Here is a 16,473-nt window from a genome sequence, read left to right on the forward strand (position 1 = left end):
GCCGGAATACTCCCCGCCGGTCGCAAACTCCGAAACGGTGTTTACAACTGTGTCAGAATCCGTGACCGGGCCGAGGTCTTCATTGGTGGCTTCCGGCGTGGTTGGATCATCGTCGCCGTCATCGCCGCCACCGCCGCCGGCACCATCGCCAACCGATGATCCGTTCGCCTGGACACCATCACCACCGAGGTCAAATTGCGGCAAGCCAGCATCAAGGCCCCGGGCAGTTGGAACATCGCCATCTCCCAGCCCGGCATCATCATTCGGGCCTCCATCGGCAGTCTCAACGACTTCGGTGCCTTCTCCAGGCAAATTGACATCATCGGTTCCCTGCAATCCATTCGGGTCCCGGCCATTGGCTCCGCTATTGGGACCAGAGCCATCTCCGTCCGGTCCCATCAAACCGCCATCATCCAAAGGCGACCCGGCTCCCTCATGCTCCAGGGGAACGGCCTGATAGAGGTTGGCCAGTGTTGCCTCGCCGGAGTCTTCCGGTTCAATGGATAGGGAGTAGTCGTTTCCGTCGGCCGGACGGTAAGGATCGGCTGCCTGCGCCTCTGCCCTTACGGAACTGGGCGGTGTGGCATTTGCACCCTTACCTGCAGATTCCGCAGAGTTAGCAGATTGGCTTTGCGCGGCTTCCTTGATATTTTCTGTGTCGGCCATGACGTACACGTGCTCCATTACAACATGGAGCCATATCGCGCACTGTTTTCTTAACAAAAACCGACTTCATTCGATGAAATACGAGTACACCTTGATGTAAATTTAGGTTTTATCGGTTTCTTGGTAAACGCTTTTGAAACACTTCCGCGCCTTAAATACCGTTCAAGGAGGCGCTGGGTATGGCTACACTTTTCGGCGACACTTTCAGGAGTGCATCGTTACCGCAGCTGGAGTTCAAATCATCCGAGACTGGCGACACGGTCAAGGCACCTGGCCTTCCGCGGTCCGTGATTGCGGCATCGATCATGATCAATGTCTTGGGCCTGGCCATGCCGCTGACAATCCTCCAGGTGTATGACCGAATTCTCCCAAACAGTTCGATCGACACATTAGTGGTCCTGATCGTCGGCCTTTGCTTTGTGCTGTTGATCGATGCCGTATTGAAAACCTTGCGGTCTTATGTTGTTGGGTGGTCTGCCTCCGCGTTCACACACAAAGCGCATGTCGAAGCAACCCGCCGCCTTTTGAATTCACGCGCGAGCACAGCGACAGACGAAACGGTTTCCAAGCAGCTTGACGCGCTGAAGTCTCTCCAATCCCTGGGAGACCAGTACGGTGGTCAAGCCCGCCTCTTGGCCATCGACCTGCCGGCCAGTTTGATTTTCCTGGCGGTTCTCTTCCTGATCGGCGGACCGATCGGGTTCATTCCGATCATTCTACTGGCCATCTTTGCTCTTAGGACAGCAAGCCTCAACGCAAAGATCGATACGCTCATCGAAAAACGAGCGGTCCAAGACCAACGCAAGTATGATTTTGTCTTCGAAGTCCTCTCAGGACTGAATACTGTTAAGGCGATGGCGCTGGAACCTGTAATCTTGCGGCGGTTCGAGCGCTTGCAGACACAGATTTCCCGCCTCGGCTTCGATTCTATCGATCTGCACAACAAAGCGCGCAACTCGAGCGGTTTTTTCACGGTGCTGACCACGGTGTGTGTTGTTGCCTTGGGCGCACTGCTGGTGATGGGCGGCTTCATCAGCATCGGCGCTGTTGCCGCGTGTACCCTTCTTGCCGGGCAAGTGGTCCAACCGTTGCTGCGCGGCATTAACCACTGGACCGACATGCAAAGGGTCAAGCACGACTATCGTGAAGCCAGCGCCCTGTTTGACCTGCCGAGGGAAGACATCACATCCAGGTCGAGTGTTTCGGTTGCTGGCAACATCAAGATGCAAGGTGCTGGCTACCGGGCAGTCGGTGACATTGCGGTCCCGCTTCAAAACATCAACCTCACTGTGAATGCAGGCGAAACTATCGCTTTCGAAGGGAGCGACGGCAGCGGCAGATCAACGCTGGTTCGTATGATGTCCGGCGGGCTCGAGCCGACCACCGGCTCGGTGTTGATTGACGGCCACGATTTATTCGGCCCCGACCACAGAGCCCTACGCCGTGAAATCGCATATGTGGGCAACGATGCGGAAATGTTCTCCGGAACAATCTTGCAGAATCTCACGCTTTTCGGATCACGCGCGACACCTCACAAGGCACGGATGGCAGCCGATCTCATCGGACTTGAGAAGGACATCCACCTCCTGCCGCTCGGGTATGACACTCAGATGGGCAACTCGATCGAGGAAAATCTGACCGACTCGATGCTGCAGCGCATAGCAATCGCCCGTGCTCTGGCAGGCGAACCGAAAGTCCTCGTGCTCGACGATGCGAACGGCGCCCTTGATCACAAGAGCGAAGCGGAATTGGCGGAAGCGCTAAAGCGGCTGAAAGGCCAGCTTACAATCATCATTGTCAGCCACCGCCCCTCTTTCCGCGCAATCGCCGACAAGCAGTTTTTGATGGACGGCGGCAAGGTCACACCAGTCGCAGAGAAAACCAGCGCACCACGGTACAAACTTCGCCGCCGGGAGCCCACCGGGCCTCAAGGTGCGAGCTGAGGAGTGAGACATGTCACTGGCGGCATTTGACAAGGCGGAATCAATTTTCGACGAGGTCGACCCGGCACAAAGCCGCAAGAACCTCGAGACCAAAGTGCATCAGCATGGCGGCACGCCGCTTGAACGGACAACCGCAGCCGAAGCATGCCTTCTTCCGCTTCTCGAGGCACTTGGTTGGGACGGAATGGAACGCCATCTGTTCGAGGCCTTGCCGCACATGGAGGGCATCGACGGTATTTATGAACTCCGGGCAGTTCTGTCGCGTCTGAACTTCCGGGTAACGCCAACAACCCGGACCCCTAAACAGCTCACTGCGGAACAATTCCCTTGTCTTGTTGTACAAGGAAACGATGTCCTCGTCGGCCTTGGGCGGACAGGAGACGGACGTTTTCACGCCTACAGCGGAACCAACCGGCGCAATGTCGGGCTTGCTTTCAATGAACTGAAAGATGCCGAAGTGTTTTTGGTCGATACCGACGACCAGACAACGCAATCGGATTTCAAACACTGGTCATCAAGGCTCTTTAACCGTTTTCGCGGAACACTGACATCGATCATGGCCGTTGGTTTCCTGACCAACCTGCTGGCACTCGCCTTGCCGCTCTTCGTCATGACGGTTTATGACAAGGCAATCGGCTCGAAGTCCGTCCCCGTGCTCATCACCTTGCTTGTCGGGATGGCAGTGGTTCTATGTGCGGACTGGATTGTCAAAGGCACGAAATCGAACCTTCAGGCGTATTTAGGTGCACGGCTGGATGCCGTCGTTGCCAACTCGACATTCCGGCATTTCCTGCATTTGCCGCTTCCGCTGATCGCCTCCGCACCGATTGGGGCCCAGATTACCCGTCTGAAACAATTTGACGGGGTGCGCGATGTCTTTCACGGGAATTTGGCGAACGCGTTGATCGACCTGCCGTTCTCCGCGCTATTCGTGCTCGTTCTGGCATTGATCGGCGGGCCGCTGGCCTTGCTGCCAACTGGCCTGCTGGTGCTTTATGTGATTGCTGCCTTCCTGGTGGTACCGCGCATGAAACGGGCCATTAATCTGGCCGGTGATGCACGATCCCGCCTGCAGAACATCACTGTCGAAATCCTTGCAAAACGGAAATCGATCCGCGACCTGTCCGCCGACGACATATGGGTTGAGAAATACCGGACGCTTTCCGCCGATTTTGCGATGAAAAACCTGAAGACACGCCAGCTGTCACAGGTCATGCAAGTCATCTCGCAAATGCTGATGACCATGTGCGGCATCGGCGTGCTCGGCTTTGGCGCAATCATGGTGATGAACCAGAATCTGAGCCAGGGCGCGCTCATTGCAGTGATGGCTCTTTCGTGGCGCACCTTGAATCCGATGCATCAGGCGTTCCTGAGTGTTTCGCAATTGGGTCAGGCCCAGCAGACCATTGAGCGCATCGACAGTCTGCTGAAGATCGAGATGGAACGTCAGCCAGGAAAGCTGCCAAGTCTTCATCGCCAATTCCAAGGCACGGTCCGATTTTCCAATGTTGTGTTGAGATATCCCGGCCGCCAGGAACCGGCGCTCAGAAACTTTTCGCTGCAGGTGGAACAAGGATCTGTAACCGCGGTAACCGGGCCTTCCGGCTGCGGCAAGACCTCGCTGATCCGCGCAACGCTTGGTCTATACAAGCCGCAGATGGGAGCGGTGCTGGTAGATGATCTCGACATCCGCCAGCTGGATCCGGGCGAATGGCGCAATGCTATTGGATATGCACCTGAACACTACGATTTCTTCTATGGAACGGTCGCTCAGAACTTCCGGATGGCGAACCCGCAAGCGGATAACAACATGGTCCGCAGTGCCTTCGAAGAGTTCGGATTGAGCGCGTATGGCGAGTTTCTTCCGCATGGTGTCGAGACCCGGCTTACCGGACAGCTGCTCGCTCTGTTGCCGGACAATGTCAAACAACGGTTACTGCTCGCCCGCGCCTTCGTTCGTCCCGCGCCGATCTATCTTCTTGATGACCCGGCGGGCAACCTCGACTTCGAGGGCGACAAGCTGCTGATGAAGAAAATTGAGCAGGTGCGTGGCAAGTCCACGGTCATCCTGACGACCTATCGTCCAAGCCATATGCGCCTGTCCGATCATCTCGTTTACATGCAGAACGGTATGGTCGCGATGTCAGGTGCCCCGGGCGAAATCCTGGACGATGTCCTAAAGCAGCAATCAAAGTGAGAGGCGGACCTGATAAACGGCCCGACCGACAACCGCCGAGGATACTGTAATGGCAACGAAAGACGATCCTGATACTCTCCGCAAAGCGGTTTACGGCCGTGTCGGCTTGCCTTTGGAACTGGAAGACGGGGTCCCGCCAGCCTTCTACAAACGGCTGCTCATCGGGCTCACCATTGCAACGCTGCTGCTGCTGGTTTGGGCCGGTATTGGGCAGATCCGTGAAGTAGCCAGCACGACGGGCGAAATTGCACCGGCCGGACAAATCCTGGCAGTCGAGCATTTGGAAGGCGGTATCGTCAACGAAATGCTGGTCGAAGAGGGAGATCTGGTCAATGTTGGCGATGCAATCGCCCGCCTGGAGAAGCAGGATACAACGGCCGAGCTTGCTCGGATCCAGAGCCGCCTGGCCTATCTGGAACTGGAAGAGCAGCGTTTGCGGGCGCAAGAGTACAGCGACCCGAACACCGTTGGTCTGCGTCTTGACCCGACGGTCGATGGATTGAGCGCGCAGCAGGCCGCAGCACTCTCAGCCAACCGGAAGGCGGTCGCCGATGAGCAGGAAGCCTACACGGCCCGCGTTGCACAAAAGCGCGCTGAAGTCGTCAGCCTTGAAGCCCAGATTGAACTGCAGAAGAGCCAGGTCGAACTCGAAAAGGAAAAGTTCGAGATCCAGGAAGGGCTCTTGAAAGACGGCTACACATCCCGCCGCCGGTATCTGGAAGCAAAGGGCGAATATCAACGGTCCCAAGTTACCCTGGAACAGTTGATCGGCAATTTGGCTCAGGCACGTGAAATGCTCACTGAGGCGCAGGCGAGCCTCAACCAGGCAGGAGCTGAGGTAAACCGCGTCGTCGCCGACGAGCGCGCGAGAATTGCGCAGGAGCGGGAAGAGCTCCGTCAGGAAATCGCCAAGCTGGAGGACCGTCAGGACCGCTTGTTCGTAACCGCGCCGGTGGAAGGGTTCATAAAGACACTTGGCCATGCAGGCCGCGGTGCCGTGGTTAATCCGGGTGATATGATCGCCGAGATCGTGCCGCTCTCGGAAAACCTTGTCGCCGAAGTCAAGGTGAACCCGAAGGACATCGGTCACATCGCGGTTGGCGATACAGCCGACATTACGGTGACGAGCTTTGATCCAAACATCTACGGAACCATTGCCGCAGAGGTGGAGACGATTTCTGCCTCCAGTTTCCAGGATGAGTATGGCGAGTACTTCTTCAAAGCGACCCTGGCATTCCCAGGCCAATCTATCGGAGCTGGCTCCAATGAAAGGTCTATCCGGCCGGGTATGCAGGTGAATGCGCAGGTAGTTACCGGCTCAAAATCGGTACTGGCCTATCTGCTGAACCCGGTCACACGAGCCGCCCGGACAGTCTTCACGGAGCGCTGAGCGCCCGCCAACTGCAAGACTGAAGACAGAAAAGCCCCGGAGCACAGGCTCCGGGGCTTTTTTTCTTGATGTTCTTGATCAGTGCGTGGCCGGCGTAACCATGGCGCTGATCGTGTCTTGAACATTCAAGACACCGACCGGCTTGCCATCGCCATTCACAATACTGGCCTCCCCTTGCCCTGTTTCAGCAAAGGTCTTGGCAGCTTCTTCCAGCATGATACCGCTTGGGATGGTCAAACCGCCCTCGAGCGTCTTGGTCTTGTCCATGACGGTGTCCACGAGAATAACGCGGCCCCGGTTCACTTCCTTCACAAAGTCCGCAATGTATTCATCCGACGGACGCAAGACGATTTCCTGGCCTGTGCCCTGCTGGATCACCGCCCCATCGCGCAGGATTGCGATCTTGTCACCAAGCCGAAGCGCTTCATCCAGATCATGCGTGATAAAGACAATGGTCTTGTGGAGCTCTTCCTGCAGATCCAGAAGGACTGTCTGCATATCCATACGGATCAGCGGATCCAGCGCCGAAAACGCTTCATCCATAAGAAGAATATCAGCGTCGTTCGTCAGGGCACGGGCAAGGCCGACACGTTGCTGCATACCGCCCGAGAGCTGGTTTGGATAGTGATCCTCAAAGCCCTCCAGGCCGACACGTGCAATCCAGCGGGCTGCACGTTCTTCGGACTCTTTGGCCGGAACCCCCTGGATCTCCAAACCGTAGATGGTGTTCTTCATGACAGTCCGGTGCGGCAGCAACGCGAACTTCTGAAACACCATCGCCGTTTTGTGGCGGCGGAACTCGCGAAGCTGATCTTTAGACATCTTGCAGACGTCTTCTTCTCCGTAGAGCACCTCCCCATCGGTCGGGTCAATGAGCCGGTTGATGTGACGGATAAGTGTCGATTTTCCGGATCCGGACAACCCCATCACAACCTGGATTTTTCCTCCAGGCATGGAAATGTTGATGTTGTTCAGACCCAAGACATGGTTGTGTTTTTCATTGAGCTCGGTTTTGGACATGCCGTCCTTGACCAGCTGCACCATCTCTTTTCCTTTGGATCCGAAGATCTTGTAGAGATTTTTAACGTCGATGCCGGTCGCCTCAGCCATGGACCACCTCCGAATGTTTCTGCAGGCGTTTGCCATAGGCTTGGGTTGCGCGGTCGAAAATGATCGCAACGGCAACGATTGCCAGTCCGTTCTGCAGACCAATGAACAGATATTGGTTGTTAATCGCGTTCAGAACTTCCTGCCCCAGACCGCGCACACCAATCATGGAGGCGACAACAACCATGGACAAAGCCATCATGATGGTTTGGTTGATACCGGCCATAATAGTCGGCAACGCAAGAGGGAGCTGGACATTCACCAGTTTCTGGCGCGCATTTGACCCAAAAGCATCCGCTGCTTCAAGCACATCCGGATCGACAAGCCGGATACCGAGATTGGTCAAACGGATCATCGGCGGAATGGCGTAGATGACAACAGCAATGAGGCCAGGAACCTTACCGATCCCGAAGATCATGACCACCGGAATGAGATACACAAAGCTCGGCATGGTCTGCATCAAGTCAAGGATCGGGTTAAAGAACGCCTGGACCCGGTCTGACCTCGCCATGAAAATTCCGATTGGAATGCCAACAAAGATTGCAAGCATCGTGCAGACAGTCACCATCGCAATTGTGCGCATGGTGTTTTCCCACATGCCGAAAACGCCGATCAACACCAGGGCAATAACAGTCCCGATTGCGATCTTTATACTCCGGCTCAAGAGGTAGACGATTGCCGCAAACACAATAAGAATAATTGGCCAGGGGGAGTTGATCAAAAGGTGTTCCAAAAACACCAAAAAATCCTGCACGGGATCGAACATCCGCTCAAGGTATTCGCCATAAGCTCTTGTGAAGTCTCTGAAGGCGCCATCAACAGCCTTCCTTATGGCAAGGAGTTCGCTCCGTCCGAGCGAAGGAAATTCTATCCAGTCCATCTTTTCATCCTGATGGTTTTTTGTGCCCCTGTGCGAAAACCCCGCGCCGCCGGCGCGGGGTCATTTCTTAAATCCGCTCCTTAAAGAGCGGCTTTCACTTTCTCAGCCACTTCCGGAGACACCCATTTGGACCAGACGTCCTCGTGGTTTTCCAGGAAGTAGTAGGCACCATCTTCGTTGGTCGCCTGGTTGTCCTGCATCCAGGCCAGAACCTTACCGGCCGTGCGGTTGTCCCAAGTGCGGCCTTTCACGTAATCCATGGCAACACCAGCTTTCTCAGCAAAGGCCGGAGTGACGACCGTGAACACTTCGGACTTAACCCATGCATTCGGCTTCGGATCCGCGCAAGATTCGATCACGGTACAGCTGTCCCACTCTTCTTTATCGTGCGGTACGCCGAAATCGAGAAGTGTCATGTCGTATTTGCCGAGAATTGCAGTCGGTGCCCAGTAGTAGCCAAGCCAGCCATCACCGCGCTCGTAGGCACGGGCGAGCGAGCCATCAAGGCCAGCTGCCGACCCTGAATCAACCAGCTCAAATCCCTTTTCTTCAGCGTCATAGGCGCGGAACTGGTTGCCGGTGGTAATGCGGCAGTTCCAGCCGGTCGGGCAAGTGAACCAGGCACCCTTGCTCTCGTCTTCAGCGCCCGGGAACAATTCCGGACGGGCCAGAGCATCTTCGACCGTGAAGATGTCATGTTCTTCGGCAATGTAAGTCGGAACCCAGAAGCCTTCGACGCCACCTTCATTCAGGATCTCGCCACCAATGATGAGCGTGCCTTCTGCAACCGCTTTGTCGAGCGGCTCACGCACCGCGTTAATCCAAAGTTCCGGCGCTATATCCGGCTGACCTTTTTCGTTCATGGATGTGAAGGTCGGCATCGTGTCGCCGGTCACAAGCTCAACGGTACAACCATAGCCGTTCTCAAGGATCAGCTTGTCGATGTTGGCGATTGCGCCAGCTGACGCCCAGTTCATTTCCGCCATGGTGACCGTGCCGCAGTCTTCCGCCATGGCCGGCGCGGCCATACCGATAAGAGCGGTCGCAGCGACCGTACCAAACAACTTTTTCATGAGGGTACTCCTGTGCAGTCTGTTTGTGGTTTCCTGAATTGGGTGCGGCGCGCGAATGCTTTGAAATCAAAAGCAATCACCTCATGACACAACCAACTAGGAAGTATAGTGATCCGAGAGCGAAAGACGTCCGCTAAGGCAGATAGTTCTTCTTGTAGTTCTATTGCCGTTAGTTGATTCATCAACTTTTCGTCTTACCCTCTAAACCTCATGCGCCTCGCGACAATCCCGCAAAGATCGCATCCGGCATTTCATACCGGCTCGAAGTCCTACGCCCAATACAATTGCACTAAGAGCTCATTAACACAACAGGTTAAAGCAGCACTCGATGGCATTCTTGCGTCAAATTTCAGAAGCATTGCCTGCAGCGACATTATAATGCCTGAAATCGACACCAATCCTAATTAAATTGCCCCATATGATTCGAATTAATGCTCCTTTTGCGTGATTTAAGCCAATAAACTCAATCTTTAGTCGCAATTACTGCGTCGGCCAAAATGTCGATCTGTGATGACAAATCGGATACGGCAGGGGCTAATATCGTCAATGGACGGGCACCATCTGATCGTGAGGTGAGAGGCTTCACAAGCAGGCTAGGCTCAAGACGTTTCAATCCCGCCCACCTTGGCAACACGGCCTGCCCGACACCTTCTTCAACCATCAACGCAATGCTCTCGACCGCATCGAGTTCGCAAATCACCTGGGCACGACTAACAGCATCTTCAATTTCCGGCCAAACAAGCCGGCCGCCCCACGACTTCCGGTCATATAGGATCCAGGGCAGCGAACCGGTGTCTGTTTCCGCAGAGCGCGGGAAGATCTGGACAAACGGCTGTTTCGCTATCGGCAGCGACCGGACACTTTTAGGCAGCATGAATGGCGGGGAAACCGTGATCGCCGCATCTATCCGGGCTTCGATCAAATCGTCATATAAGGATTGGGACGTGCCCGGACGTATGTGAAGTGACACTTTCGGGGCAGTCTCACGGAACTTCCGGACGATAGCCGGCACGTAATCCGTCAGCGCGGTTGAGATCGCACCGAGCCGGAACACCCCGACCAGCTCATCTGGAAAGGCGGGGGCGGTTAGTTGTTCGACGTCCTCAAGGATGGCTTTTGCTCTGGGCAGCAACCGCAAGCAGGCCGTTGTTGGAGAGGCTGCATGCGCAGACCTGTTCAGCAGCTGGAGACCAAGCTCATTTTCGAGCGCCCGGATTCTCTGGCTAATCGCGGCGGCCGTGCACCCCTCCATGCGGCTGGCCCTTGCAATCGATCCGCATTCCACCACGGTAATGAGACTGCGAAGAAAACGAGTATCCAAAACAAATCCTAATGCTTAGAAACAATATTACATACTATATGTTTTGTATTGAGCTTGCTATAGCCAAGGTGATCCCAACGTTCCGGAGAGCGACATGCAACCGTGTTTTCATCTTGCCTATCATGTGACGAACCTTGACGAGGCCAGAGCATTTTATGGCGACTTGCTTGGCTGCAAAGAAGGACGCAGCACCGAGACCTGGGTTGACTTCAATTTTTTTGGTCATCAAGTCTCGTTACATCTCGGTCAGCCGTTCGAGACAGCGAACACAGGCAAGGTCGGCGAGCATATGGTTCCAATGCCCCATCTTGGTGTGGTTCTGGATATGGATATGTGGAAGGCTCTGGCGGAAAAACTGATCGCGGCGAAACTGCAGTTTGTTATCGAACCAACAGTTCGCTTTGCCGGCGAACCAGGTGAACAAAGCACCATGTTTTTCAGGGACCCTTCAGGAAATCCGATTGAAATTAAAGGTTTTGCCCGGGAAGAGGGAGTATTTGCCGCATGAAGCCAATTGTCCCATTTTTATCAAGCGCGGCGTCTGAAGAACGGGGCATGTGGAGCCAGACACTGCCCGCGGCACTAAATGATATCGCTGATGTCCTTGCCTTCGAAGACATGACACCCGCCCAACGCGCGGCCGCACGGGTCGCCATTGTCGCAAATCCCGACCCGGCGGAAGTACGGGCTCTGCCAAACTTGAAGTGGGTGCAAAGTCTTTGGGCCGGCGTGGAACGCCTCACCGCCGAACTTCCCGAAGATGGACCGGAGATTGTCCGTCTCGTGGATCCCCAAATGGCACAGACAATGTCCGAAGCCGTACTTGCATGGACGCTCTACCTCCACCGCGATATGCCACGGTACCGCGCCCAGCAAGAGAAAAAAATCTGGCAGCCTCAGACGCTGAAACTCCCATCCGAGCGCACCATTGGCATTATCGGTTTGGGAGAGCTTGGCCGGGCCTCCGCAACGCGCTTGCGGCAAAACGGTTTCCAGGTCGCGGGCTGGAGCCGCAGCAAAAAGCATCTGTCCGGCATCACGTGCTACAACGGTGCCGACGGGCTGCAATCCCTCGTCGCCTCCAGCGATATCGTTGTGCTGCTAGCGCCATTGACGTCTGAGACGGAAGGCCTCCTCAATTCCGAATTGCTCGCATGCTTCAAGAACAATGCCTGCCTGATCAACTTCGCCCGAGGCCCAATCATCGACACCCCGGCAATGCTGGCAAGCCTTGAAAACGGACCGCTTGCGCATGCGGTGCTCGATGTGTTTGCAACCGAACCGCTCCCACAAGACAGTCCTTTGTGGACCCACCCGCAGGTCGCCGTCTTGCCGCATATTTCCGCGCCGACAATACCCGAAACAGCAGTCCAGATCGTCCGGGACAACATTGCGGCGTATTTCGAAACCGGCATCCATCCCAAATCGGTCGACCGCAGCCGGGGATATTAGGGCGTTCGCGCTGCGCGTCGTTAAAATGTCAAGGAAATGGCAGTATTAGGCGGGCTTGAAAGTTCTGAACCCAGGTGAACAATGTCCGATCTTCCGATACTTGGCGCTGCCCTTACCGTTCCATCCCTCGAAACCCATCGCGAGCTCATGCTGGACAAGCAGCGGGACCTCGAGCTGCAGGATTTCTGTTCCTCCGAAATTCTTAACGGAGATTGGCGTCCAATCGTTGAGAAGGCGTTGGCGTTGCTTGACGGGCACACAGGACGTCTTGGTATTCATGGGCCTTTCATGGGGTTCACGATTTCCCCTGTGGATACCGATATCCGGGAAATCGTCAAAAAGCGCATGTCCCAAGGATTGGATATCTGTGAAGCGCTCGGAGCCAGCCAGATGGTTGTGCACAGTCCGTATTCCACCTGGGACCACCACAATCTCGGCCTTTATGACCATGGCCACGAGCGAAAGATTGAACTGTGCCATTTGGCTATGGCGGACGCCGTCAAACGCGCTGAGAACATCGGCTGCGAGCTGGTGATCGAAAACATCGAAGATATTGATCCATATGCACGGATCGAGCTGGCTGAGAGTTTCGGGTCGGAAGCCGTCAAAATCTCAATCGATACTGGGCACGCCTATTACGCCCACGGCTCAACCGGTGCACCTCCGGTAGACTGCTATGTAATTGCAGCCGGCAACCGGTTACGGCATGTCCACCTTCAGGATGCCGATGGGTATGCCGACCGTCATTGGACGCTCGGCGAAGGAACCATCAACTGGTATTCGGTCTTCGGTGCACTTGCGAAGCTTGACAGCAAGCCAAGACTGATCACCGAATTGCGGGATCCGGCAGGCCTGCCCGCCTCGATTGCGAATATGGAGGCGCTTGGCCTGGCGCAATAGAAACTGAGCCCGGCATTTCGACTGGGTTCACGGCTTCTAAAACACGCAACCCATGCGCATCAGACGATCTATCGCTGGTCAATGATCGCTGCTGCCGTGTGTTTGGCAGCCTCAAGCGCGCCCTCCAGAAATCCGCCATTTTCCTCAGCGACTTCGGTACTTGCAAACCAAAGCTTGTTGGAAAATGGCGTCCCATCAAAGCCTATCCGCTGATACCTGGGATGCCCTCCCAGAGCGGGCGTATCCCATGCCGTCGCAGTCAAATCATCTGACGCCCAGTTTTGAAACAGGATTTCGGTTGGATGAGAGGCGGTCTGGCCGAACAACTCTGCCAGCTGGTTGACTGCAGCCTCTTTCAAGCGGCCCTCATCAACATTGGGCTGTGCAAGGCCCGGCGCAACGAACCCGAAGAGCGCTGCCTCACCCTTCGAATCTGGCTCACAAGACGCGTCATGGATCTCGAATAACGGGCCCTTGTGGCTGATGGCATCACCAGACAGACCCGCGTCCCGCCAGAACGCCCGCTCATAAACCGCAACCATTTTCGAATGCCCGGCCATCCACGTTGGCACATTTGTCAGACGACTTTTGAAATCCGCCGGCAGATCCGGGCCAAAGACAAGCCCGGCCGCAGCCACCCTTGGCGGCAGGGCAAGGACCGCATTTGGGGCCAGAACCTCAATGACACTTTGGGCGTTTCGACCGGTCAGGCGGATCCCATCATCCTGCGAATGCACCGTCTCCAGCCGGTGACCTAATTGCACGGTGCCTGCAGGCAGCGCCACAGCCAGGGCTTCGGTCAGACGCGAAAGCCCACCGGGCACTCTTAGACCTTCTGCCATCGTTGCCATATCAAGATCCCGCCTAACCTTGCCGTGGCCGTCCTGAAAGACAAGACGTCCTTCCGAATGCTGACGCATCAGCGGCAAAGAAAGTTCGTCCATAAGGGCAAGCAGACGGGTGTTGTGCGGCCACAACCAAGCGGGACCAAGATCATACCGCCCGCCTGACATGGAAGCTCCCCTGCCCGACAGGATCCGCCCGCCAACCCGGTCCCGGGCTTCAAACACAGTGACAGCAAAACCGGCAAAAACAAGCAACCGGGCTGTCATCAAACCGCTGAGGCCGGCCCCAATAACCGCAACATCGGGCCGATACGGCTGGCCTGACTTCATGGCTGCGTTTTCTGAATTGTGCATGTTGGCTCTCAAGTTGGATTAGCGGGCCGTAAAACGCCCGCTGCTTTCCGGTCTGGAAGATGTGTTACCGGCCCGGGGCGCGAACATCCGTCAAGTGGTCGCGTTTGATCCACAAGCGAACCGGATCGTCCCCGGATGTAAGGGTGACCGCCTCACCTGCCGGAATCCGGATCCAGGACCATTGTGGCAGCAACACATCATCGAATGTAATCGTGCCGGATGTGACCAGTATTTCTGCTCCCTGTTGCGCGGAAACAACACTATGAGTACGGGGCTCCCAGGTTTCCATGACGACTTTTTCCCGCCGGTCTTCGAACAGAGGGGAAATCGACACACCCGGGCGCGATGCGTCCGGGACACGACCAAGCTTGTTGGTATCGATCCGGACGTGGCTTCTGTCCAAGGGATCGAACTGCCACAATTTTACGAAAATCACGCAGCCTTTTTCCGAGCCTGGCGTATGGCTCGATCCCGGCGGATTACGGATGTAAGACCCGGCGGGAAAGGCTCCGTGTTCGTCTTCAAACACACCATCAAGGACAAAGAATTCCTCCCCGCCATCATGCACATGCGCCGAAAACTTGCTCCCGGATGCATACCGGACAATTGTGGTTGCCCGCGCAACCTCATCCCCCAACCGGTCCAGCATCATCCGATCGACACCCGGCATCGGAGACGGCTTCCAGGAATTGTCGTCGGGTCTGATAACGACTGGCTTTGAAAAATCTGCATTCAGTTCCATTGCTGTGCTCCAGTTCCATTGTCCGGCGTCAGTGCCCGCGGGCTGAGGTCGATAATTTATCTAGTGATAGATAGATAATTCGTCTGAACGCTTGCGCAAGTGCCGGAACACAAATTGTGGATCTTATGAGGTTCGAGGGTTCGGAGTGGATGGACTGGACAGCATATTGGCTGTCCAGCTTTTGTTTGTCTCATCCAGCAACATGGAAAGAAGCCAGCGCGCCATCCTTGGCCTGCAAGCAATCGCAAAAACGCAGCCCGCAGTTCATGGACCCGCACGGCCAGCGCTTGTCTGGTCAGGTCACAAGAATGGCCGCACCGGAACGGACGCGGTCATAAAGATCAATCACGTCTTGATTGATCAACCGCACACAACCAGAAGAGACAGCCTGACCGATGGAGTGCGGTTCGTTGGTTCCGTGCAATCGGTAGAGCGTGTCGACATTACCCTGAAAGATATAAAGCGCCCTTGCCCCAAGAGGATTTCCAAGACCTGGAGGCATCCCGCCATTGCGCACGCTGTATTGCTCAAGATGAGGTTCCCGGGCGATCATGTCATCCGGCGGCGTCCAGGTTGGCCAAGGACGTTTCCAGGCGATGCGGGCCCGGCCGGACCATTCAAAGCCTTGGCGGCCAAGACCGACGCCATAGCGCATGGCTGTTCCGCTTGGCTCAACCAGATAGAGATAAAACCGGGCAGTATCAACGACAACGCTGCCAGCTTCTTCATCAGTCGGATAAGCCACACGCTGACGCCTGTACTGCGGCGGCAGGACTTTCGGATCGATACCGGGCAAAGGGAACTCTTCTTGCGGCCTCGGACCGTAGTTCAAAGCAAAGGACGGATCGATTTGCGGTTCGGGACGCTGCGCCACGGGTGGTGGCGCGGGTGTGGTACAGCCTGCCAAAGCCAGACCGAGACAACCCATCCCACCGGCAAGAGCCTGCCGGCGCGAAAATTCTTGTGCCATTAGATGTCCGGACTGCCTGCTAAATCACCACGACCTGGGTTCCGAGCGGAACCCGGTTGTAAAGATCGATCACGTGATCATTGATCATGCGGATACATCCGTTGGACACAGACCGACCGATTGAATTGGGCTGAGTTGTCCCATGGATACGATAGTAGGTATCGCGGCCGTTCTTGTAGAGGTAAAGAGCTCTCGCCCCCAGAGGATTGTTAGGCCCGCCCGGCACACCGTCTGCGTATTTCGCATACTTTCCAGGGTCACGCCGGATCATGTTTTTCGTTGGTGTCCAGCGTGGCCATTCCGCCTTGCGGTTGACTGTCGCGACGCCTTTAAATGCGAGACCGGCCCGCCCGACACCAACCCCATAGCGACGTGCCCGGCCCCACCGGCCCATCAAATACAGGAAGTGGTTCTTGGGATCGACTATGATCGTCCCAGGTGCATAGGACATGGAATAGAAAACCGATTGCGGTTCGAATTCCGCGGCAACCTTGAAGTTCTTGTACTTGGCTGTGTGATGCGCCAGCGCAGTGACCGGGCTAGAAGCGGCTAGCGCTGCTGCGCCGCCTAGCACGACATCTCTTCTCTTGATCATCGGATAACTCCTGAGTTTCGGCAATTGGGCAACGGACC

General features: G+C 55.8%; 14 protein-coding genes and 1 pseudogene. 6 read left to right on the plus strand and 9 right to left on the minus strand.

Translation table 11 applies throughout. The features are described from left to right. A pseudogene (locus E1180_RS14330) lies at positions 1-666 on the minus strand (hypothetical protein); the annotation flags it as partial. A gap of 179 nt (positions 667-845) precedes the next feature. Here E1180_RS14330 and E1180_RS14335 point away from each other — a divergent pair. The 3 genes from E1180_RS14335 to E1180_RS14345 are packed head-to-tail and all read left to right on the plus strand — an operon-like array spanning position 846 to position 6,196. Next, the gene (locus tag E1180_RS14335) at positions 846-2,609 is read left to right on the plus strand and encodes a peptidase domain-containing ABC transporter (RefSeq protein ID WP_155191909.1); all 1,764 of its coding nucleotides are present in this window, start codon (positions 846-848) and stop codon (positions 2,607-2,609) included. A gap of 10 nt (positions 2,610-2,619) precedes the next feature. After that, entirely contained in the window at positions 2,620-4,806 is a 2,187-nt protein-coding gene (locus E1180_RS14340; protein ID WP_155191910.1) for a peptidase domain-containing ABC transporter, read from the plus strand. A 49-nt stretch (positions 4,807-4,855) separates the two neighbouring features. Next, positions 4,856-6,196 (plus strand): HlyD family type I secretion periplasmic adaptor subunit, encoded by a 1,341-nt coding sequence (locus E1180_RS14345; protein WP_155191911.1) that lies wholly within the window; start codon positions 4,856-4,858, stop codon positions 6,194-6,196. 78 nt (positions 6,197-6,274) lie between these two features. Here the strand turns inward: E1180_RS14345 and E1180_RS14350 are convergent, their stop codons facing one another. From E1180_RS14350 to E1180_RS14365, 4 genes are all read right to left on the minus strand, one after another. Beyond that, positions 6,275-7,306: a quaternary amine ABC transporter ATP-binding protein gene (locus E1180_RS14350; RefSeq protein ID WP_155191912.1), complete on the minus strand. Its 1,032-nt coding sequence runs from the start codon at positions 7,304-7,306 to the stop codon at positions 6,275-6,277. Further along, positions 7,299-8,183 (minus strand): ABC transporter permease, encoded by an 885-nt coding sequence (locus E1180_RS14355; protein ID WP_155191913.1) that lies wholly within the window; start codon positions 8,181-8,183, stop codon positions 7,299-7,301. The genes E1180_RS14350 and E1180_RS14355 overlap by 8 nt, the downstream gene beginning before the upstream one ends. 80 nt (positions 8,184-8,263) lie before the next feature. Beyond that, positions 8,264-9,256 (minus strand): ABC transporter substrate-binding protein, encoded by a 993-nt coding sequence (locus E1180_RS14360; RefSeq protein ID WP_155191914.1) that lies wholly within the window; start codon positions 9,254-9,256, stop codon positions 8,264-8,266. 463 nt (positions 9,257-9,719) lie between these two features. After that, positions 9,720-10,577: a LysR family transcriptional regulator gene (locus tag E1180_RS14365; RefSeq protein ID WP_155191915.1), complete on the minus strand. Its 858-nt coding sequence runs from the start codon at positions 10,575-10,577 to the stop codon at positions 9,720-9,722. Positions 10,578-10,671: 94 nt separating this feature from the next. On the opposite strand from E1180_RS14365, the gene E1180_RS14370 reads away from it, so the two are divergent. The 3 genes from E1180_RS14370 to E1180_RS14380 all read left to right on the plus strand — a co-directional run bounded on the left by E1180_RS14370 (position 10,672) and on the right by E1180_RS14380 (position 12,929). Then, positions 10,672-11,085: a VOC family protein gene (locus E1180_RS14370; protein ID WP_155191916.1), complete on the plus strand. Its 414-nt coding sequence runs from the start codon at positions 10,672-10,674 to the stop codon at positions 11,083-11,085. Further along, complete coding sequence (locus E1180_RS14375; RefSeq protein WP_155191917.1) at positions 11,082-12,029, plus strand: 2-hydroxyacid dehydrogenase; 948 nt, start codon at positions 11,082-11,084, stop codon at positions 12,027-12,029. Before E1180_RS14370 ends, E1180_RS14375 begins: the two co-directional genes overlap by 4 nt. 81 nt (positions 12,030-12,110) lie before the next feature. After that, positions 12,111-12,929: a sugar phosphate isomerase/epimerase family protein gene (locus E1180_RS14380; RefSeq protein WP_155191918.1), complete on the plus strand. Its 819-nt coding sequence runs from the start codon at positions 12,111-12,113 to the stop codon at positions 12,927-12,929. Between the two features lie 68 nt (positions 12,930-12,997). On the opposite strand, the gene E1180_RS14385 is transcribed toward E1180_RS14380, so the two are convergent. From E1180_RS14385 to E1180_RS14400, 4 genes are all read right to left on the minus strand, one after another. Then, entirely contained in the window at positions 12,998-14,128 is a 1,131-nt protein-coding gene (locus E1180_RS14385) for a flavin monoamine oxidase family protein (RefSeq protein ID WP_155191919.1), read from the minus strand. A gap of 64 nt (positions 14,129-14,192) precedes the next feature. After that, entirely contained in the window at positions 14,193-14,870 is a 678-nt protein-coding gene (locus E1180_RS14390) for a cupin domain-containing protein (protein ID WP_155191920.1), read from the minus strand. Positions 14,871-15,165: 295 nt separating this feature from the next. After that, a complete protein-coding gene (locus E1180_RS14395; RefSeq protein ID WP_155191921.1) occupies positions 15,166-15,840 on the minus strand; it encodes a L,D-transpeptidase in 675 nt (224 codons plus the stop codon). A 19-nt stretch (positions 15,841-15,859) separates the two neighbouring features. Next, the gene (locus E1180_RS14400; RefSeq protein ID WP_155191922.1) at positions 15,860-16,435 is read right to left on the minus strand and encodes a L,D-transpeptidase; all 576 of its coding nucleotides are present in this window, start codon (positions 16,433-16,435) and stop codon (positions 15,860-15,862) included. Positions 16,436-16,473 lie beyond the last annotated feature (38 nt).

Origin of the sequence: Roseibium denhamense (genome assembly GCF_009711415.1) — a bacterium.
In the GTDB taxonomy this organism is placed as follows: domain Bacteria; phylum Pseudomonadota; class Alphaproteobacteria; order Rhizobiales; family Stappiaceae; genus Roseibium; species Roseibium denhamense.